Consider the following 17,290-nt stretch of genomic DNA (forward strand, 5'->3'; position numbering starts at 1 on the left):
AGCCCTTCACTGCGCGCGGATGTCGGCAGCCTTCAGCACCGGCTCCCATTTGGTTGCCTCGGCGTGCATGTAGGCGTCAAAGTCCTTGGCGGAGGAGCCGACCGGGGCTGCGCCGATCTTGCCGAGCGTCGACAGCACATTCGGATCCTGCAGCGCCGCCTTCAGATCGGTCTCGAGTTTTGCGACGATCTCCGGCGGCATTTTTGCGGGTCCAAGTACGCCCCACCAAACCGAGACGTCGTAGCCGGGGACGCCGGACTCGGCGACGGTCGGAACATCAGGCAGCGCCTTGGAGCGCTCGGCCGAGGTCACCGCGAGTGCGCGCACCGGGCCGCCTTCGAGCTGGCCGATGGCTTCCGCGAGCGGATTGATGCTGAGTGGAATCTCGCCGGCAATCACGGCGGTCAGCGCCGGCGCGCCGCCCTTGTAGGGGATCGCAACGATCTTGGTGCCGGACATGTATTTCAGAAGCTCGCCGGCGAGATGCGCCGAGGTGCCGTTGCCGGACATGCCGTAGGAGAGCTTGTCCGGGTCTTTCTTCGCCGCAGCCAGGAGATCGCCAAGCGTCTTGTAGGGACTGTCCTTGGCCACGACGATCGCGAGCGGTGAGGAGGCGACTTCGCTGATCGCGGTAAAATCCCTAAACGTGTCGTAGGGCACGCTCGGATAGATGAACTGGTTCAGCGGATGGCCGCTGGCAACGAGGATCAGCGTGTAGCCGTCCGGCGCCGCCTGCGTCAGCGCCTGCGAGGCGACGATGCCGCCTGCGCCGGGGCGGTTGTCGACCACGGGCTGCTGGCCCCAGGTTTTTGCAAGTGCCTGTCCGAGCGTGCGGGCGAGCACGTCGACCGCGCCGCCGGCGGCATAGGGCACGAGGATGTGGACCGGCTTGCTCGGATAATTGTCGGCGGCCTGCGCGAAGCCGCCCGCGAGCAACAGACCGGCGCCGAGCATCACGGCGCCGACCTTCTTGTTCAAACCCAGCATATTCAGCACTCCTTGGGGCATTCGCGTCCGTGCGGTGGAGTTCCGAGCCGCTTCCGGACGTTGCCCGTGGTTTTTGTTGACGAGACCTGATCTTTTGTACGATAGTACAAATCATATGGTACGCAAGCCCACCAGCAAGGAAACGGCCCGCAAGCCGAACATGCGCGAGGCAATCCTCGCCGCGGCCGAGGAGCTGTTCGCCACCAACGGCTTCAACGCCGTCTCGGTGCGCGATATCGCGCAGGCCGCAGGGGCCAATCCCGGCAGCGTGACCTATCATTTCAAGACCAAGGATGGCCTGCTGCTGGAGATCTACCGGCGTCATTGCGGGCCGATGAATTTGCGCCGCTCGGAGCTGCTCGCCGCCGCCAAGCGCGTGCGCGATCTCCAGGACCGGCTGGAAGCGGTGGTGCGGGCCTATGTGGTTCCGGCCTTCACCTCGGGCAGCGATCTCGCCGGCGGCGGGGCGCGCTTCACGCGGCTGCGCGCCGTGATGTCGGCCGAGGGCAACGAGGTCGCGCGAAAAATCATCGCACAGACGTTTGACGACACCAGCCACGCCTTCATCGACGCGATCCACGACAGCCTGCCGCACATCCCGCGCACCGACATCGTCTGGCGCAGCCACTTTCTGCTCGGCGCACTCTATTATTCGCTGGTGACGCCTGATCGCGTCTCGCGTCTGTCGCGCGGCGAGGCGGACGGCAATGATCCCGCCAATGCGATCGAGCAATTGGTACAGGCCACTGTTGCCGCGTTCCAGGCGCCGCCCCTGGATCAGGCCGCGCCGGCGCGGCGAAGGACTGTTGCAAGCAGCAAGACTTGAAAGAAATCGCCCGAGGGGAGGCGCGTAACAGCGCTTTCGCTCGCAAGCGGACATGTGAATGGGGTGTTCGAGGAAATGAACAGGCGGGAGTGCTTGCATCTCTTGACCGGACTGGCGGGCGTCGCGCTCGCAAGCGACGCGCATGCGCAAGGCGCGGAGCCCAAAGCGATGCCGACGATCACGCCGCCGGACCCGAATCCCAAAACACCGTCGTTCAAGCTGCCACCGAAATCCTGCGACAGCCACACCCACATCTTTGGGCCGGCGTCCCGTTATCCCTTCTCGGAGAAGCGCCCTTACAATACCGCTGACGCACCGCTGGAGACGTTCCGCAGCCTGCACGAGAAGATCGGCGTCGAGCGCTGTGTGATCGTCAATGCCACCGTGCACGGCACCGATAATCGCGTCGTCACCGATGCGATCGCCCAGAGCGAGGGTGCCTACAAGGGCATCGCCAATGTCAGCGACGAGATGAGCGAGAAGGAGCTGGCCGCGCTCGACAAGGGCGGCATCTGCGGCTGCCGCTTCGCTTTCCTCAAGCGCCTCGGCGGCGTCGGCGACATGACCAAGTTCCAGCGCATCGTGCACCGCGTCGCCGAGCTTGGCTGGCACATCGATGTCTATTTCGAGCCCGGGACGATCGCCGAATTCGCGCCCATTCTCACCGCGCTGCCGACGCCTTACGTGATCGATCATATGGGAACGGTGGAGGCCGGAAAGGGGCTCAGCGATCCCGGCTTCACGGCGCTGCTCGATCTCCAGAAGAAGGACGAGAAATGCTGGGTCAAGATCACCGGCCTCGAGCGGGCCTCCGCCGCCGGCAAGCCGTTCCACGACGCGGTGCCGTTCGCAGAGGCGCTGATCGACAATGCGCCCGATCGCGTCATCTGGGGCACCGACTGGCCGCATCCCAACATCAAGGTGATGCCGAATGACGGCGATCTCGTCGATCTGATCCCGCTCTACGCACCCGACAAGGCGACCCAGCAGAAGCTGCTGGTCGACAATCCCGCCCGCCTGTTCAAGTTCAGTTGATGAATATCATGTACACGCCGACCATCCCGCCGCCCGATCCGAACACGCGCACGCCGAAGTTCAAGCTGCCGAAGCTGTCCTGCGATGCGCATTGCCACATCTTCGGTCCCGGCGCGAAATACCCTTACGCGCCGGATCGATCCTACACGCCGCCGGATGCGCCGCTTGGGGATTTCAAGGTCATGCATGCCAAGCTCGGCGTGGAGCGCGCGGTGATCGTCAATGCCAGCGTGCACGGCGTCGACAACACGGTGGCGCTCGATGCCATCGCGCAAAGCAACGATGCTTATCGCGCGGTTGCCAATATCGACGACACCATCACCGAGCGCGGGCTTCGCGTGCTGCATGACGGCGGCTTCCGCGGCTGCCGCTTCAATTTCGTCCGCCATCTCGGCGGCGTCCCCGACAAGCGCGTGTTCAACCGCATTATCGCCACGGTCGCGCCGCTCGGCTGGCATATCGACCTGCATTTCGATGCGATCGATCTGCCTGAATATGCCGACATGCTGACAAAACTGCCGCTGAGCTACACGATTGACCATATGGGACGGGTCAAGGCGTCCGACGGGCTCGACCAGCTGCCGTTCAAAATCCTGATCGATTTGATGCAGCGCGACGAAAAATGCTGGGTCAAGATCTGCGGCTCGGAACGGGTGTCCTCCAGCGGCCCGCCATTCACCGACGCGGTGCCGTTCGCGCGAAAAATCGTCGAGACTGCGCCCGACCGCATCATCTGGGGCACGGACTGGCCGCATCCCAACGTCAAGGTGATGCCGAATGATGGCGACCTCGTCGACCTGATCCCGCTGTTCGCGCCGGAGCCGGAGTTCCAGCAGAAGATCCTGGTCGACAATCCCGCGCGCCTGTTTGGATTCGACGAATGACCGCGATGGCGATCGACAAGCCGCGCGGACGGGCCTGGTGGAAGGAGCTCTGGATCCAGGTGCTCATCGCCATGGCGGCCGGCATCGCGCTTGGGATCGCCAGTCCCGAGGCGGCCGCCAAGATGCAGCCGCTGGGGGACGCCTTCATCAAGGCGATCCGGATGCTGATCGCGCCGATCATCTTCTGCACCGTCGTCCACGGCATCGCCCATATGGCCGACATGGCGCGGGTTGGGCGCGTTGCGGTCAAGGCGATCATCTATTTCGAGATCATGACCACGATCGCGCTGATCATCGGTCTCATCGCGGTGAACGTGCTCAAGCCTGGCGCCGGCATGAACATCGATCCCGCCAGCATCAATGCCAGCGCGGTCGAGCCTTACGTCAAACAGACCGCCGTGATCGGCTTCGTGCCGTTCCTGATGAACATCGTGCCGGCGACGTTCATCGGCGCCTTTGCCGAGGGCAACATCCTCCAGGTGCTGTTTATCTCGGTACTGTGCGGTTTTGCGCTGGTGCAGCTCGACGAGCGTGCCGCACCGCTGGTCAATTTGATCGACATTGCCGCCAAGATGGTGTTCGCCGTGGTCGGCTTCGTGATGTGGGCCGCGCCGATCGGTGCGTTCGGGGCGATCGCGTTCACGGTCGGCAAGTTCGGTGTTGGCTCGCTGGCCTCGCTCGGCAAGCTGCTCGGCGGGTTCTATCTCACCTGCGTCATCTTCATCATCGTGGCGCTCGGCCCCGTCGCGCGTCTCTGCGGCTTCTCGCTGCTCAAGCTGATCCGCTACATCTGGGAAGAGCTGCTGATCTGCATCGCCACCACATCGTCCGAGACGGTGCTGCCGCGGATGCTGACCAAGCTGGAGAAGGCCGGTTGCGAGAAGAGTGTCGTTGGGCTCGTGATCCCGACCGGCTATTCCTTCAATCTCGACGGCACCTGCCTTTACCTCGCTGCCGCCTCGGTGTTTCTGGCGCAGGCGACCAACACGCCGCTCGGGCTCGCCGAGCAGATCGAGCTGCTGCTGATCCTGCTCGTGACCTCCAAGGGTGCGGCGGGCATCGCGGGCGCCGCCTTTGTCGTGCTGGCGGCAACGCTGTCGGCCACCGGCTCCATTCCCGTGACGAGCGTCGCGCTGGTGCTCGGCATCCATCGGCTGATGTCGCAGGGGCTGACGCCGACCAATCTGATCGGGAACGCGGTCGCGACCATCGCGATTGCCAAATGGGAAGGGGCGCTCGATCACGAGCGCCTGAAGCGCGTGCTCGACGGCGAGGAACCCGCGGCGGCCGCTGCCTGATGAAACTGCTGCCGGCATGACGCAGGCAGCCTATGATGTTGACGAACGAAAGAGGGGAGTTCTCCCATGAAAACAGGTCTCGTGGTCACCGCCCATCCCGGCGATTTCGTCTGGCGCGCCGGCGGCGCCATCGCGCTGCATGCGAAGAAGGGCTATCGCATGAAGATCGTCTGCATGTCCTTTGGCGAGCGCGGCGAGAGCCAGTTCGCCTGGAAGGAAAAGGGGGCGACGCTGGAATCGGTCAAGGCCGGCCGCAAGGACGAGGCGGAGCGGGCGGCAAAGCTGCTCGGCGCGGAGATCGAGTTCTTCGATTGCGGCGACTATCCGCTGAAGCTGACCGAGGCGCATTTCGATCGCATGGTCGACATCTATCGCGAGCTCAATCCGAGCTTCGTGCTGACCCACGCGCTGGAAGACCCCTACAATTTCGACCACCCAAACGCCGCGCATTTCGCCCAGGAGACCCGCGTGGTCGCGCAGGCCATGGGTCACAAGCCCGGCGCGCAGTACAAATACTCCGCGCCGCCGGTGTTCCTGTTCGAGCCGCACCAGCCCGAGCAGTGCAATTACAAGCCGGATTTGCTGCTCAAGATCGACGAGGTCTGGAAGGAGAAGTACGAGGCGTTCCAGATCCTCGCCGCACAAAAGCATCTCTGGGGCTATTACGAGCGCGTCGCGCTCAACCGCGGCATCCAGGGCAGCCGCAACACCGGCATTCCCATGACCTATGGCGAGGCCTATCAGCGGCTGTTCCCGACCGTCGCGGAGGTGCTGGCATGAAGCCCGTCGTCGTTCGCAACATCAAGCGTGCCGATCCCGCCGGCATGGCGGAGTATGGCGTCTCGACCGTCCACGAAGCTTATGGCCGCCTCGGCCTGATGAAGTCCTACTTGCGACCTGTCTGGGCGGGCGCGTCGATCGCGGGTCCCGCCGTCACCGTGCTGGCGCAGCCCGGCGACAACTGGATGATCCATGTCGCGGTCGAGCAGTGTAGGAAGGGCGATATCCTCGTCGTCGGCTGCACCACCGACAATACCGATGGCATGTTCGGCGAGCTGCTGGCGACCTCGCTGCAGGCACGTGGCGTGCAGGGGCTGATCATCGATGCCGGCTGCCGCGACGTCAAAGCACTGCACGAGATGAATTTTCCCGTATGGTCGCGCGCGGTCTCGGCCAAGGGCACCGTCAAGGCCACGCTCGGCTCGGTCAACGTCCCCGTCGTCTGCGCCGGCGTCAACGTCGATCCCGGTGACATCGTCGTCGCCGATGACGACGGCGTCGTCGTGGTGCCGAAGCGCTATGCGGCCGAGGTCGCCGAGAAGGCGAAGAAGCGCAATGCGGACGAAGGCGGCAAGCGCAAGCGTCTCGCCTCGGGCGAGCTCGGTCTCGACATGTACAGCATGCGCGAGGCGCTGGCGAAGGCGGGGCTCGTCTACGTCGACAATCCCGAGGACGTCTAAGGCGAAGAAAAGCGGAGCGCACGATGGATCGTCTCAAACTCAAGGCCGTGCTCGGCAGTCACCCTCACGTCAAGGCGGTGAAGAGCGGCGAGCTCCGCTCCGACCTGTTCGACCTCGACTTCATCGAGTACACGCCGACCAACGCGGCGTTCAAGCCGATGGTGCGCGAGCAGGCGTTTGACGTCTGCGAGATGGCGATCGTCACCTATTTGATGGCGAAGGCGCACGGCAAGCCGCTGGTGCTGTTGCCGGCGACCATGATGGGCCGCTTCCAGCATACTCATGCGCTCTATAATCCCGCGCAGGGGACGCTCGGACCGTCTGATCTCGAAGGCAAGCGCGTCGGCATCCGCTCGTTCACGACGACGACCGGCGCCTGGATCAGAGGCATCCTCGCCAACGACTATGGCGTCAATCTCGACAAGATCCGCTGGGTCACATTCGAGGATCCGCATGTCGCGGAATATGCCGACACCACCGAGCGCGCGCCGAAGGACAAGAAGGTGCTGCAGATGCTGCTCGACGGCGAAGTCGACGCCGTTCTCGGCGAGACCTCCGATAATCCCAAGCTGAAGTCGCTGTTCCCCGATCCGGCGGCGGAAGCGGCCAAATGGTATGCGCGTCGTGGCGTGGTGCCGGTCAATCATCTCGTGGTCGTGACAGAGCAACTTGCAAAATCGCGCCCCGAAATGGTCGTGGGCGTCTATGATCTGCTCATGCGGAACAAGGCGCAGGTGGGGCCCGCGGCAACGCCCGATTTCGTCCCGTTCGGGATCGAGGCGAACCGAAAACCGCTGGAGCTGATCGTCGACTACGCATTCCAGCAGGGGCTGATCCCGCGCCGCTATGCGATCGAGGATCTCTTCGACGCGACGACACGAGGATTGAACTGATGGCTGATCCGAAGCGCTGGCAGATCGGGCTGGTGGGCTATGGCGAGGTAGGCCGGATCCTGGCCGAGGATTTGCGCCAGCAGGACATCAAGGTCGCCGCCTATGACATCAAGCTCGAGGGCGATCAGGCTGCGGCGCTGAAGGAGCATGCGGCGAAGTTTGGCGTGATGCTCGCGGCCTCTCATGCCGAGCTGACTGCAAAGTCCGATTTCATCATTTCTGCCGTCACGGCGAGCCAGGCCGTCCCGGTCGCAAGGGCCTGCGCGGCGGCGATCAACCAGGGCACCTGGTTTCTCGACTTCAACTCGGCCTCGCCGGGCGCCAAGCAGCGCGCGGCGGCGTTGATCGACGGGGCCGCGGGGCGCTATGTCGAAGGCGCCGTCATGACCTCGGTGCCGCCTTATCGAATCAAGGTGCCGCTGCTGCTCGGCGGTCCCGGCGCGAAGGAGCTGGAGCCGCTGCTGAATGCAATCGGCTTCGCGGCCAAGGTTGCCAGCGACAAGCTCGGCGTCTCCTCGGCCGTGAAGATGTGCCGCAGCATCATGATCAAGGGCCTCGAGGCCATGGTCATCGAGAGTTTTACGACCGCGCGCGCCTATGGCGTCGAGGATGCGGTGCTGGCGTCGCTCACGGAAACCTTTCCCGCGATCAATTGGGAAAAGCAGGGCGCCTATTTCTTCCAGCGCGTGATCGAGCACGGCCGCCGTCGTGCCGAAGAGGTGCGCGAGGTCGCCGAGACCGTGCGTGAGGCGGGGCTGACGCCGTGGTCGGCGCAGGGTACGGCCGAGCGTCAGGCCTGGGTCGCCGATCTCGCCGACGAGGGCCTGTTCGGTACCAAGGGAACGAAAGAGTTCGCCCGTAGCGCGGACTGGCGCACCGAGGCGGATCGTATTCTGGCGAAGATCAAGCGCTGAGCGCGAGCGCTCAACTGAGGATCCTGCCGCCGTCGCGATAGCCGGCGATTTCGTCGCGCGCGGCCTCGATCAAATCGATCAGGCTCTTGGCGTTGTGGGCGACGTCCTTGGTGCGCTCGGTCCTGAACTCGGTCAGGATCATGCGGATGCACTTGTCGGCGGTATCGAGCGTCCACAGCGCGCGGGCCATGTCGTCCTGCGAGTGGATTGCCGAGATATCGAGGCCGGACAGCACTTCGCCGATGCCATTCAATCGCTTGACGGCCGTCTCGGCGGGCGTGCCCGCCCGGATGGATTGATAATCAATGCTGCTGAATGCGCTGAACATATCCATAACTTCCCCAACGAACGCAGACGGTCAGTGCGCATGCCCCAGTATGGTTAGTGCTGTCTTTCTCGCAATGCGTTGGGCTACGGTCCGGGATTCTACCGGGCTCGGATTCGGCGGAGAATTGGCGGTAAAATCGGGTCGGAAAGGTACGATGATCAGCGATTTTTCCCGACAATCGCACCGTTAGACGCGACGAGCATACCTGCCTTGTAAACGGCGCGGCCCTGCGGCACCGCGACGACGGCCTCGGGAACGTGTTCCGCATTCAGCGTCACGAAATCCGCCTTGGCGCCGACGCGAAGGCCGTAGCCTTCGAGCCGCAGCGCTTTGGCGCCGGCCTCGGTGACGACATCGAATGCGACACGCAATTCCTCATCGACGTTGAAGCCCGAGCGATAGCCGAGCGTCGTCGCCCGGCGCAGCATGTCGCCGTCGCCATAGGGCCACCAGGAATCACGGATGTTGTCGTTGCCGCTGAACACGGTGACGCCGGCATTGCGCAGGATAAGGATCGGCGGGAAGGCGCGGGCGCCCGGCGCATTCGTCATGATCGCGACGCCGGAGCGGGCGAGGGTGTCGGCGACTGTCTTGAGCTGATCTGCGGAAATATCGCCAAGCCCGTAGGCGTGGCTGATGGCGACATGGCCCTCCATGCCGAGCGCCCGCGTGCGCGCTGCGATCTGCTCGATCTCGAAGGCGCCAAGCGTGCCCATGTCGTGCAGGTGGATGTCGACGTCGACGCCGTGTTTGCTGGCGACGCCGAACACCACGTCGAGATGCTTCTCGACATCGCGATCGAAACTCGCGGGATCGAGGCCGCCGACGAGGTTCGCGCCGAGCCCGATGGCTTCGTCGAGCAATTGTGGCGTGCCCGGGCTGGCCAAAATGCCGCTCTGGGGGAAAGCCACGAGCTGGATGTCGATCAGGTCGCGATATTCCTCGCGCACGCGCAAAATCGTCTCCAGCGATTTCAGGCCGACCGAGCCATCGACCATGACGTGGCTGCGCATCTGCGTGCTGCCGTGGCCGATGCAGAGATCGAGCTGGCTGCGCGCCCGCACGTCCATCGGCGCAGCCTCCGCCATGTTCTGGGCCTGGAAGGCCACGCGTTCGTGCACATTGAATCCATTGGTGCATGGCTTGTGCGGACGCCAGGCGTCGCCATAGAAGCTGGTATCGAGATGGATGTGGCCTTCGACGAAGCCGGGAACGACGAGGGCGTTGCCGAGATTGACCGTTTCGGCACCGTCGGTGGGCGTGTCAGCCGGCAGAAGCGCGGCGATGCGCCCGTCCTTGACGGCGATATGATGGCGAGCCCCGCCGTCGAAGCGGGCGTTCAGGAAGATTGTGTTGAAGGCCATCCGGTTGCTCCGTTGGTTTTCACGGCTTCAGCAGCGTTGCCCGCTTCCGCTCAAAGGTCTGCCGCCCGTTCTTGAAGCCCATCAGAACATCCGGCAACTCGGCGATGGCGAAGCGGCTGTCCTGTGTGTCGAGCACGACGAGATCGGCGGGCTTTCCGACCGCGATCCCGTAATCCCCGAGGTTCATCAGTCGCGCCGGCAGTTCGGTGACGAGATCAAGGCAGGTGTCGAAGTCGCCGACGGCGGCGTGGGCGACATTGGCGTAGAAATTCGCCATCCGCAGCAGGGAGGCATCGCCGAACGGCGTGAAGGGATTGAGCACGTTGTTGGTCGCGACCGAGCAGACGATGCCGTCGGCGGCGAGCTTGTGCGCGAGCGTCAGCCCGCGCGGCGCGTTGTGGGTGGCGTCGCGTCCCATCAGATAGAGATCGGTCGCGGGCAGCACGGTGACGGCGATTCCGGTCTTCGCCAATTGCGCGGTGGCCGCCTTCAGCCGCTCCGGCGGCAAGGCCGAGAGTTTCGTGGCATGCCCGATCGCGACGCGACCACCGTAGTTGCGGAGTGCGGTCTGCCGGCAGACCTCGTCGAGATGCGACCAGGACGGATCGAGATCGAAGTCGAGATGGAGATCGACGTCGAGGTCGAATTCTTGGGCGAGGTCGAAGATGCGCGTGAGATGCGCATTCGGGTCAGTGTCCGTATATGGGCAGCCTCCGATCGCCTCGGCGCCGTCGCGCAAGGCCTGGACCAGCAGCTCCTCAGCTCCGGGATCGTTGGTCAGGCCCTCCTGCGGGAAGACGCAAAGCGACAGATCGATCGCCCAGGCGTAATCGCGCTTGAGCGCCTTGACCGCCTCGAAGCTGCGCAAGCCGATGCGCGGGTCGATTTCGACATGGGTGCGCATCCGCGTCGTGCCGTGCACGATGGCGCGCTCGAGCACTTTTGCGCCGCGCGCATAGACGTCGTCGACGTCAAAATCCCGCTTCATGGCCGAGACGGCGCGGATCGCATCACTGAGCGTGCCATGAATGTGCCCGCAACGCTCGAGCAGGCAGGCCTTGTCGAGATGGATGTGGGTGTCGACGAAGCCGGGCAGAGCCAGCCGTCCCCCGACATCGACCTCGACGGCCTCGCAGGCCAGCCCGGGTTCGATTGCCGCAATACGTCCGCCCGTCACGCCGATATCGACGGGTATGGCGGATGATCGCAACAGGGCGTTGCGGAAGATCAGGTCGAAGGCGGTCCGGACGGTCATGGCAGGGAATCTGGCTGGAGAACTTATAGCAGTCGGCGAGGTTGCTTGTGTGTAGCAATGTAGCGGAGGCGAAGGCCGAGCCGCCATATCGAAAGCCGTGATAGCTGATAGATGCGGGCTGGTCTGGCGGCAGGCGGGCGGCTGGGCTATCAACCCCTCGATTGCGCCCGGCATGGAGGCGCAACCCGCTTTCAGGAGCCCCCGATGCGTCTACCCGCCGTTCTCTCGGCTGTTCTCTTGGCCGTCACTTGTCTAGCCGGCGCAGCGTCCGCTGAGGATCTGTCGGGCACGCTTCAGAAGGTCAAGGAGACCAGGAAGATCACGCTGGGCTATCAGGAAGCCTCCGTGCCGTTCAGCTATCTCGACGGCAACCAGAAGCCGGTCGGCTTCGCCATGGATATCTGCCTCAAGATCGTCGACGCCGTGAAGAAGCAGCTCGGCATGCCCGACATTGCCGTCGACACTGTCGCCGTGACCTCGTCGAACCGCATTCCGTTGATGGTGAACGGCACGCTCGACCTGCATTGCTCGGCGACCACCAACAATGCCGACCGCCAGAAGCAGGTTGCGTTCACCAACACGCATTTCCTCAGCGCGACGCGATTCGCGGCCAAGAAGGCCGCCAAGATCAACACCATCGACGATCTCAAGGGCAAGGCCGTGACGGCCGTGGCAGGCTCGGTCAATTTGAACCAGCTTGCCAAGGTCAATACCGAGCGCAATCTCGGCATCAGAATCATGCCGGCCGTGGATCAGGCCGAGGCGTTCCTGCTGCTTGAGACCGACCGCGCGCAGGCCTACGCGCTCGACGACGTTCAACTCGCGGTCGCCATCGCGCGCTCGAAGGAGCCGGCCCTATTCATGATCAGCGAAGAGACGTTTGCGAAGGCCGAGCCCTTCGGGATCATGCTGCGGCGGGACGACGCGCCGTTCAAGGCGCTGGCCGATCGCGCCACCGCCGAGCTCTATGCAAGCCCGGAGATCGAGGTGCTCTACAGGAAGTGGCTGGAATCGCCGACCCCGCCGAACGGGATCAACTACAACGTTCCAATGTCGCAGGCCTTGCGGGCCGCCTTCAAGTCGCCGAGCTCGAGCGCCGATCCGGACGTGTATCTGGTGAAGTGAGGCGAGGGCGCTAGCGCGCTCGCGGCGTGTCGAGCAATTGGCCCGCCAGCGCTGCGCCAATGGCGGCAATCGCGGCCATGATGAGCGCCCAGACCACGAACAGGCGATGGCCGATCAGCGCACCGCTCAAGAGCGGGGCGCTGATATTCGCACCCGACATCAGCGACTGATTGAGCCCCATGATCATGCCTTGCCGGTTGATCGCGGTCGACCGCGACAATTCCGCCGTCAGCGTGCTGCGGGCAAACATGGTGCCGACGATGATCAGCGTCAGATAGAGCGCAAGCAGGCTGATGTTGCTACCGGCTGAGAGCCCGACAAATCCGAGGCCCATGCAGGCAAACGCCGCCATGACAATGCTGCGGTCGGAGGCGACGAGGTTTGCGCGGGTGATCAGAAGTCCCTGGACCACCATGTTGATGAAGCCGGCATAGGCGAACATCCAGCCGAGCTCGCGTGCGCCGAAGGGATGGCCGTCCCAGGAGAACCGCGCCGACAGGAACAGGCCGATCTGCGACAGGAACATCGAGTTGACGAAGAAGAACACGATCAGCAGGCCGAACAGCCGCCAAGCGTAGCGCATGCCGAACAGGCTGCGCACCAGCGTCGGCTCGGGCACGCGATGCTGGTAGAGCGGCTCGGACGCCGGATGATCAGGCGGAAGCAGGGCGATCGTCGCGAGAATGCTGATCAGCGAGAGCGCGGCCGCGGCCCACACCGGTGCGGTCTGGCCGTAATGGACGAGGAAGCTCGACAGCGCCGGTCCCAGCAACAGTCCGGTTCCAATCGCGCCGCTGGTCATGCCGAGCGCCTGCTTGCGCGTTGCGGGGGCGCTGTGCTCGGCGGCATAGGCGTGTGCGACTGAGATGTTGCCGGAAGTCAGGCCGTCGATGATGCGCGCCAGAAACACCAGCGTCAGATTGCCGGCCAGCGCGAGCAGGACAAATCCGATCAGGGTTCCGACCTGGCTGACGACCAGCACTTTGCGCCGTCCGTAGCGGTCGGAGAGGATGCCGACCACGGGACCGGCGATGAGCTGGCAGACGGCATAGACCGAGATCAAGGCACCGATCAGGAACGGTGTGGCGCCGAGCCGCTGCGAATAGAACGGCAGCAGGGGCAGGATGATTCCCATCCCCGTGGCATCCACGGCCACGACGACGAAGGTCGGGACCAGCGTCAACGTGCTGTCGCCCGCCATCGCCTCCTGCGCCTCTGTCGTGGAACCGGGGCCCATATTGCGTTGCCTCGCTCGCTTTTTCGTGATCAATCGAGCTATGCAGGATATATAGTTGTAGCCTAATAGTTTGTGTCCTATCTAATTTGCATGGCACCCTCGCAAGCTCATATCCACGGCGAAATCGGCCGGCTCATCACGCGCCTGGCCCGCATCTGGCGGCGCGAGTCGGATCAGGCGCTGTCCGATCATGGCCTGTCCTTTGCCACCGCGATCCCGCTGCTGGTGCTGTCGCGGCAGGGCGAGAACGTCCGCCAGGGCGTGCTTGCCGACGAGCTCGGCATCGAGGGGCCGTCGCTGGTGCGGCTGATCGACCTGCTCCAGGCCGAGGGCCTGGTGGAGCGCCGCGAGGATCCGACCGACCGGCGTGCCAAAACGCTCCACCTGACGAAGGCGGGCGAGGCTAAGGCCGAGGAGACGAACCGGATCTTGCGGCGTGTACGGGCGAGCCTGCTGAAGGATATCGCGCCAGAGGAACTTGCGATAACTTTCGAGACGCTCCAGCGCATCGAGCGGCGGGCCAGCCTGCTTGAGGCAAAGGCGTTTCCAGAGGCGAAATAATCATGCGCGCGGAAGAGCCGTTCCTGGTCCGCCATGCGGATCTCATTTTCGCTTTGAAGACGTTTGCCGCGTCGATGCTGGCGCTGGTCATTGCGCTCGCGATGGACCTGCCGCGGCCCTATTGGGCGATGGCGACCGTCTACATCACCTCGCAGCCGCTCGCCGGCGCGACCAGCTCGAAGGCCTTCTTCCGCGTCATGGGCACGCTCGTCGGCGCGACCATGACGGTGGCGCTGGTGCCGAACCTGATCAATGCGCCCGAACTGTTGTGCCTCGCCATCGCGCTTTGGGTCGGGTTCTGCCTGTATCTCTCGCTGCTCGACGGCACCCCGCGCAGCTACGTCTTCATGCTGGCGGGGTATACAGTCGCGCTGATCGGCTTTCCCTCGGTGTCCGAGCCCGGTGCGATCTTCGATACCGCGGTGGCCAGGCTCGAGGAGATCTCGCTCGGCATCATCTGCGCCAGCCTGGTCTCCACCATCGTGTTTCCGCGCAGTGTCGCGCCGGCCGTGGCCCACCGCGTCGACAGCTGGCTGTCGGATGCGCGCGGTCTCAGCAACGTCGTGCTGCTGCGCGACGGCACCAACGACACCCGCCGCGGCAAGCGCCTCAAGCTCGCGACCGATATCGTCGAAATCGACACGCTGTCCACCCATCTTGCCTATGACCAACTGACCGATCGCAATGCGGTGACCGGCCTCGGCGAAATCCGGATGCGCATGCTGATGCTACTGCCGGTGATCGCCTCGCTCGAGGATCGGCTGGCAGCGTTAGGGGAGGAGGCTCTGCGGCGGCAACCCGAGCTGAAGCAGATTCTGGAGGATCTTGCGCAATGGATCGTCAGCGACGTCGGCGCACGGCAACCGGCCGAGCGGATTCGCGCCATGATCGCGGAGCGGCAGGCGGTGCTCGATGACAGCGCGTCCTGGGAGCGGATCATCATCACGAGCCTGCTGTCGCGGCTGCGTGAGCTCGTCGATCTCTCGCGCGATTGCCGCGTGCTGACCGAGGCCATTGCCGAAAACCGCAACGTTTCGACCGTCGATCTGGCTTTCCATTCCGAGGCTGGTGCTGCGCCCGTACGACACCGGGACCGCTGGCTCGCGCTGTGGTCGGCGGCCGGTGCGGCCGTGGCGATCCTGATATGCTGCGCGTTCTGGATCGGCACCGGCTGGCCCGACGGCGCCTCGGCGCCGATGATGGCGGCGGTGGCCTGCTCGTTCTTTGCAGCCCAGGACGAGCCCGCGCGCTTCATCCGCAGCTTCGGCCTGTGGTCGCTGGTCGCCATCGTGGTGGTCGCGATCTATCTGTTCGCGCTGGTGCCTGCGATCTCCCATATCGAGGTCCTTGTCGTCGCGCTGGCGCCGACCTTCCTGCTCTATGGCTTCCTGATCGCGCGGCCGGCAACGGCGGGCACCGGCATGGCGCTCGCGGCCAACACCGCGACGCTGCTCGCCCTGCAATCGACCTACATCGCGGATTTCGCGTCTTACGCCAATTCCGCCGTCGCCTTCTTCGTCGGCGTCCTGATCGCCGAGATCGTGACGCGGATTGCGCGCGGTGTTGGCGCCGAATGGATCGCCAATCGCCTGGTGCTGTCGAGCTGGATCACGATCGCGGTCGCCGCCGAACGGCGGGGAAAACGCGACCGTGCGGAGTTCGCCGGCCTCATGCTGCATCGTCTCGGGCTTCTGGTGCAGCGCATCGCCTTCCTGTCGGAGAGCGACCGGCGCGACGCCGACAGCCTCGTGCAGCTCCGCATTGGCATCAACATCATCGATTTGCGCCGCGCCCGTTACGGACTTGCGGCGTCGACCATCGCCGTGATCGACGACATGCTCGACCAGCTCGCCATTGCTTGCCGCAGCTATGTGGGCGGGGGCATGCCGCGCGAACTCTTGACCAGTGTCGATCGGGCATTGGGCCAGGCGGTGAAAGATCCCAATGACAGCGCGCGCGAGGATGCCCTGATCGGCCTCGTCGGCATCCGCCGCGGCCTGTTCCCGGACGCGCCGGCCTATCGGCCGCGCGCAGATGCGAGTGTGGCGGCATGAGGTATGTGATCGACATCTATGGCGTGCTCGTGCCGGCGCTCCTGCTCTGGATCATCGTCGCCTATGTGCTGAGCGCGCTCCTGCGCCGGCTGATGCAGCGCTTCGACCTCTACCGGCTGGTCTGGCACCGCGCACTGTTCGATTTCGCGATTTTCGTCTGCCTTCTCGGCGGCGTCGTCTATCTCTCGGAGTATCTCTCATGAAAGGAAATCTGGCCTGGATTGGCCGGCTCGTGGTGACCGTCATCGTGGTCCTCGCGGCGCTCGGCGTGGGCCGCGAGCTGTGGGTCTATTACATGGAGTCACCCTGGACGCGTGACGGCCGTGTGCGCGCCGATGTGGTGCAGGTCGCGCCTGACGTCTCCGGTTTCGTCACCGACGTGCTGGTCAAGGACAACCAGAAAGTCCATCGCGGCGATGTGCTGTTCAAGATCGACCGCGAGCGGTTCGGGCTGGCGCTGCGGCAGGCCGACGCGTCGGTGGCGGGTCATCAGGCCACGCTGGATCAAGCCAATGCCGATCTGAAGCGCTACAGCACGCTGACGACCGATGCCGTCTCGCAACAGAAGCAGGAGCAGGTGCTCGCGACCCAGCTCCAGGCCAAGGCGGCGTTCGATGCGGCGGTTGCCGACCGCGCGGTCGCCCAGCTCAATCTCGATCGCAGCGAGGTCCGGGCTTCCGTGAACGGCGTGATCACCAACATGGATCTGCGGCCCGGCGCTTACGTCACTGCCGGGAAAGGCGTGATGGCGCTGGTCGACAGCGACACGCTGCATGTGGAAGGCTATTTCGAAGAGACGAAACTCGCGCGCATCCGCACCGGCGACAAGGTGAAGGTCCGCCTGATGGGCGAGAAGGTCACGCTGACCGGCCGTGTCGAGAGCATCGCCGCCGGCATCGAGGACCGCGACCGCGCCGAGGGTGCGAGCCTGCTCGCCAACGTCAACCCGACCTTCAGCTGGGTGCGGCTCGCCCAGCGCGTGCCCGTGCGCATCGCGCTGGATCCTGTGCCGGATGGCATGTCGCTGGTTGCGGGGCGTTCGGCGACGGTCGCGGTGTTGAACTGACCC

The 17,290-nt window shown here is 64.5% G+C and carries 18 protein-coding genes; 13 read left to right on the plus strand and 5 right to left on the minus strand.

Annotation, left to right across the window (positions count from 1 at the left end):
- Positions 1-6: 6 nt before the first annotated feature.
- The gene (locus V1280_RS01230) at positions 7-987 is read right to left on the minus strand and encodes a tripartite tricarboxylate transporter substrate binding protein (RefSeq protein WP_334518261.1); all 981 of its coding nucleotides are present in this window, start codon (positions 985-987) and stop codon (positions 7-9) included.
- Between the two features lie 115 nt (positions 988-1,102).
- Here V1280_RS01230 and V1280_RS01235 point away from each other — a divergent pair, with 115 nt between their 5' ends.
- The 8 genes from V1280_RS01235 (at position 1,103) to V1280_RS01270 (ending at position 8,297) form a co-directional block, all read left to right on the plus strand.
- Positions 1,103-1,813 carry a TetR/AcrR family transcriptional regulator gene (locus tag V1280_RS01235; RefSeq protein ID WP_334518263.1) on the plus strand — a complete coding sequence of 237 codons (711 nt, stop codon included), beginning with the start codon at positions 1,103-1,105 and terminating at the stop codon, positions 1,811-1,813.
- Positions 1,814-1,888: 75 nt separating this feature from the next.
- Entirely contained in the window at positions 1,889-2,848 is a 960-nt protein-coding gene (locus V1280_RS01240; protein ID WP_334518265.1) for an amidohydrolase family protein, read from the plus strand.
- Positions 2,848-3,732: an amidohydrolase family protein gene (locus tag V1280_RS01245; protein ID WP_334518267.1), complete on the plus strand. Its 885-nt coding sequence runs from the start codon at positions 2,848-2,850 to the stop codon at positions 3,730-3,732. Before V1280_RS01240 ends, V1280_RS01245 begins: the two co-directional genes overlap by 1 nt.
- Positions 3,729-5,030 (plus strand): C4-dicarboxylate transporter DctA, encoded by a 1,302-nt coding sequence (gene dctA, locus V1280_RS01250; protein ID WP_334518268.1) that lies wholly within the window; start codon positions 3,729-3,731, stop codon positions 5,028-5,030. The genes V1280_RS01245 and dctA overlap by 4 nt, the downstream gene beginning before the upstream one ends.
- 66 nt (positions 5,031-5,096) lie before the next feature.
- The gene (locus tag V1280_RS01255; protein WP_334518269.1) at positions 5,097-5,810 is read left to right on the plus strand and encodes a PIG-L deacetylase family protein; all 714 of its coding nucleotides are present in this window, start codon (positions 5,097-5,099) and stop codon (positions 5,808-5,810) included.
- A complete protein-coding gene (locus V1280_RS01260; RefSeq protein ID WP_334518271.1) occupies positions 5,807-6,490 on the plus strand; it encodes a 4-carboxy-4-hydroxy-2-oxoadipate aldolase/oxaloacetate decarboxylase in 684 nt (227 codons plus the stop codon). The genes V1280_RS01255 and V1280_RS01260 overlap by 4 nt, the downstream gene beginning before the upstream one ends.
- Positions 6,491-6,513: 23 nt before the next feature.
- Complete coding sequence (locus V1280_RS01265; protein ID WP_334518273.1) at positions 6,514-7,383, plus strand: ABC transporter substrate-binding protein; 870 nt, start codon at positions 6,514-6,516, stop codon at positions 7,381-7,383.
- A complete protein-coding gene (locus V1280_RS01270) occupies positions 7,383-8,297 on the plus strand; it encodes a DUF1932 domain-containing protein (protein WP_442895099.1) in 915 nt (304 codons plus the stop codon). Before V1280_RS01265 ends, V1280_RS01270 begins: the two co-directional genes overlap by 1 nt.
- A 10-nt stretch (positions 8,298-8,307) precedes the next feature.
- Here the strand turns inward: V1280_RS01270 and V1280_RS01275 are convergent, their stop codons facing one another.
- The 3 genes from V1280_RS01275 to V1280_RS01285 form a co-directional block, all read right to left on the minus strand.
- Positions 8,308-8,625 (minus strand): hypothetical protein, encoded by a 318-nt coding sequence (locus V1280_RS01275; protein ID WP_334518274.1) that lies wholly within the window; start codon positions 8,623-8,625, stop codon positions 8,308-8,310.
- A gap of 158 nt (positions 8,626-8,783) precedes the next feature.
- Entirely contained in the window at positions 8,784-9,989 is a 1,206-nt protein-coding gene (locus V1280_RS01280) for an amidohydrolase family protein (protein WP_334518275.1), read from the minus strand.
- Between the two features lie 19 nt (positions 9,990-10,008).
- Positions 10,009-11,244 carry an amidohydrolase family protein gene (locus V1280_RS01285; protein ID WP_334518277.1) on the minus strand — a complete coding sequence of 412 codons (1,236 nt, stop codon included), beginning with the start codon at positions 11,242-11,244 and terminating at the stop codon, positions 10,009-10,011.
- 204 nt (positions 11,245-11,448) lie between these two features.
- Here V1280_RS01285 and V1280_RS01290 point away from each other — a divergent pair, with 204 nt between their 5' ends.
- Positions 11,449-12,369 (plus strand): amino acid ABC transporter substrate-binding protein, encoded by a 921-nt coding sequence (locus V1280_RS01290; RefSeq protein WP_334518278.1) that lies wholly within the window; start codon positions 11,449-11,451, stop codon positions 12,367-12,369.
- Positions 12,370-12,379: 10 nt separating this feature from the next.
- On the opposite strand, the gene V1280_RS01295 is transcribed toward V1280_RS01290, so the two are convergent.
- Complete coding sequence (locus tag V1280_RS01295) at positions 12,380-13,606, minus strand: MFS transporter (RefSeq protein ID WP_334518279.1); 1,227 nt, start codon at positions 13,604-13,606, stop codon at positions 12,380-12,382.
- A gap of 90 nt (positions 13,607-13,696) precedes the next feature.
- Here V1280_RS01295 and V1280_RS01300 point away from each other — a divergent pair, with 90 nt between their 5' ends.
- Genes V1280_RS01300 through V1280_RS01315 form a run of 4 tightly spaced genes read left to right on the plus strand, consistent with a single transcriptional unit; the run spans position 13,697 to position 17,287 of the window.
- Entirely contained in the window at positions 13,697-14,167 is a 471-nt protein-coding gene (locus tag V1280_RS01300; RefSeq protein WP_334518280.1) for a MarR family winged helix-turn-helix transcriptional regulator, read from the plus strand.
- Positions 14,168-14,169: 2 nt separating this feature from the next.
- Positions 14,170-16,221, plus strand: a complete 2,052-nt coding sequence (locus V1280_RS01305) for an FUSC family protein (RefSeq protein WP_334518281.1) — start codon at positions 14,170-14,172, stop codon at positions 16,219-16,221.
- A complete protein-coding gene (locus V1280_RS01310) occupies positions 16,218-16,424 on the plus strand; it encodes a DUF1656 domain-containing protein (protein ID WP_148749382.1) in 207 nt (68 codons plus the stop codon). Before V1280_RS01305 ends, V1280_RS01310 begins: the two co-directional genes overlap by 4 nt.
- On the plus strand, positions 16,421-17,287 hold the full coding sequence (locus V1280_RS01315; RefSeq protein ID WP_334518282.1) for an HlyD family secretion protein: 867 nt from the start codon (positions 16,421-16,423) through the stop codon (positions 17,285-17,287). The genes V1280_RS01310 and V1280_RS01315 overlap by 4 nt, the downstream gene beginning before the upstream one ends.
- The last annotated feature ends 3 nt before the right edge of the window (positions 17,288-17,290 follow it).

Source organism: Bradyrhizobium sp. AZCC 2230 (assembly GCF_036924495.1).
Taxonomy (GTDB): Bacteria; Pseudomonadota; Alphaproteobacteria; order Rhizobiales; family Xanthobacteraceae; genus Bradyrhizobium; species Bradyrhizobium rifense.

Bases quoted from the DNA above. Each gene is read 5' to 3' on its own strand.
- V1280_RS01315 (WP_334518282.1), top strand. From the start codon at position 16,421: ATGAAAGGAAATCTGGCCTGGATTGGCCGGCTCGTGGTGACCGTCATC.
- V1280_RS01280 (WP_334518275.1), bottom strand. From the start codon at position 9,989: ATGGCCTTCAACACAATCTTCCTGAACGCCCGCTTCGACGGCGGGGCT.
- V1280_RS01300 (WP_334518280.1), top strand. From the start codon at position 13,697: ATGGCACCCTCGCAAGCTCATATCCACGGCGAAATCGGCCGGCTCATC.
- V1280_RS01240 (WP_334518265.1), top strand. From the start codon at position 1,889: ATGAACAGGCGGGAGTGCTTGCATCTCTTGACCGGACTGGCGGGCGTC.
- V1280_RS01310 (WP_148749382.1), top strand. From the start codon at position 16,218: ATGAGGTATGTGATCGACATCTATGGCGTGCTCGTGCCGGCGCTCCTG.
- V1280_RS01235 (WP_334518263.1), top strand. From the start codon at position 1,103: ATGGTACGCAAGCCCACCAGCAAGGAAACGGCCCGCAAGCCGAACATG.
- V1280_RS01245 (WP_334518267.1), top strand. From the start codon at position 2,848: ATGAATATCATGTACACGCCGACCATCCCGCCGCCCGATCCGAACACG.
- V1280_RS01305 (WP_334518281.1), top strand. From the start codon at position 14,170: ATGCGCGCGGAAGAGCCGTTCCTGGTCCGCCATGCGGATCTCATTTTC.
- dctA (WP_334518268.1), top strand. From the start codon at position 3,729: ATGACCGCGATGGCGATCGACAAGCCGCGCGGACGGGCCTGGTGGAAG.
- V1280_RS01290 (WP_334518278.1), top strand. From the start codon at position 11,449: ATGCGTCTACCCGCCGTTCTCTCGGCTGTTCTCTTGGCCGTCACTTGT.
- V1280_RS01295 (WP_334518279.1), bottom strand. From the start codon at position 13,606: ATGGGCCCCGGTTCCACGACAGAGGCGCAGGAGGCGATGGCGGGCGAC.
- V1280_RS01230 (WP_334518261.1), bottom strand. From the start codon at position 987: ATGCTGGGTTTGAACAAGAAGGTCGGCGCCGTGATGCTCGGCGCCGGT.
- V1280_RS01270 (WP_442895099.1), top strand. From the start codon at position 7,383: ATGGCTGATCCGAAGCGCTGGCAGATCGGGCTGGTGGGCTATGGCGAG.
- V1280_RS01285 (WP_334518277.1), bottom strand. From the start codon at position 11,244: ATGACCGTCCGGACCGCCTTCGACCTGATCTTCCGCAACGCCCTGTTG.
- V1280_RS01275 (WP_334518274.1), bottom strand. From the start codon at position 8,625: ATGTTCAGCGCATTCAGCAGCATTGATTATCAATCCATCCGGGCGGGC.
- V1280_RS01265 (WP_334518273.1), top strand. From the start codon at position 6,514: ATGGATCGTCTCAAACTCAAGGCCGTGCTCGGCAGTCACCCTCACGTC.
- V1280_RS01255 (WP_334518269.1), top strand. From the start codon at position 5,097: ATGAAAACAGGTCTCGTGGTCACCGCCCATCCCGGCGATTTCGTCTGG.
- V1280_RS01260 (WP_334518271.1), top strand. From the start codon at position 5,807: ATGAAGCCCGTCGTCGTTCGCAACATCAAGCGTGCCGATCCCGCCGGC.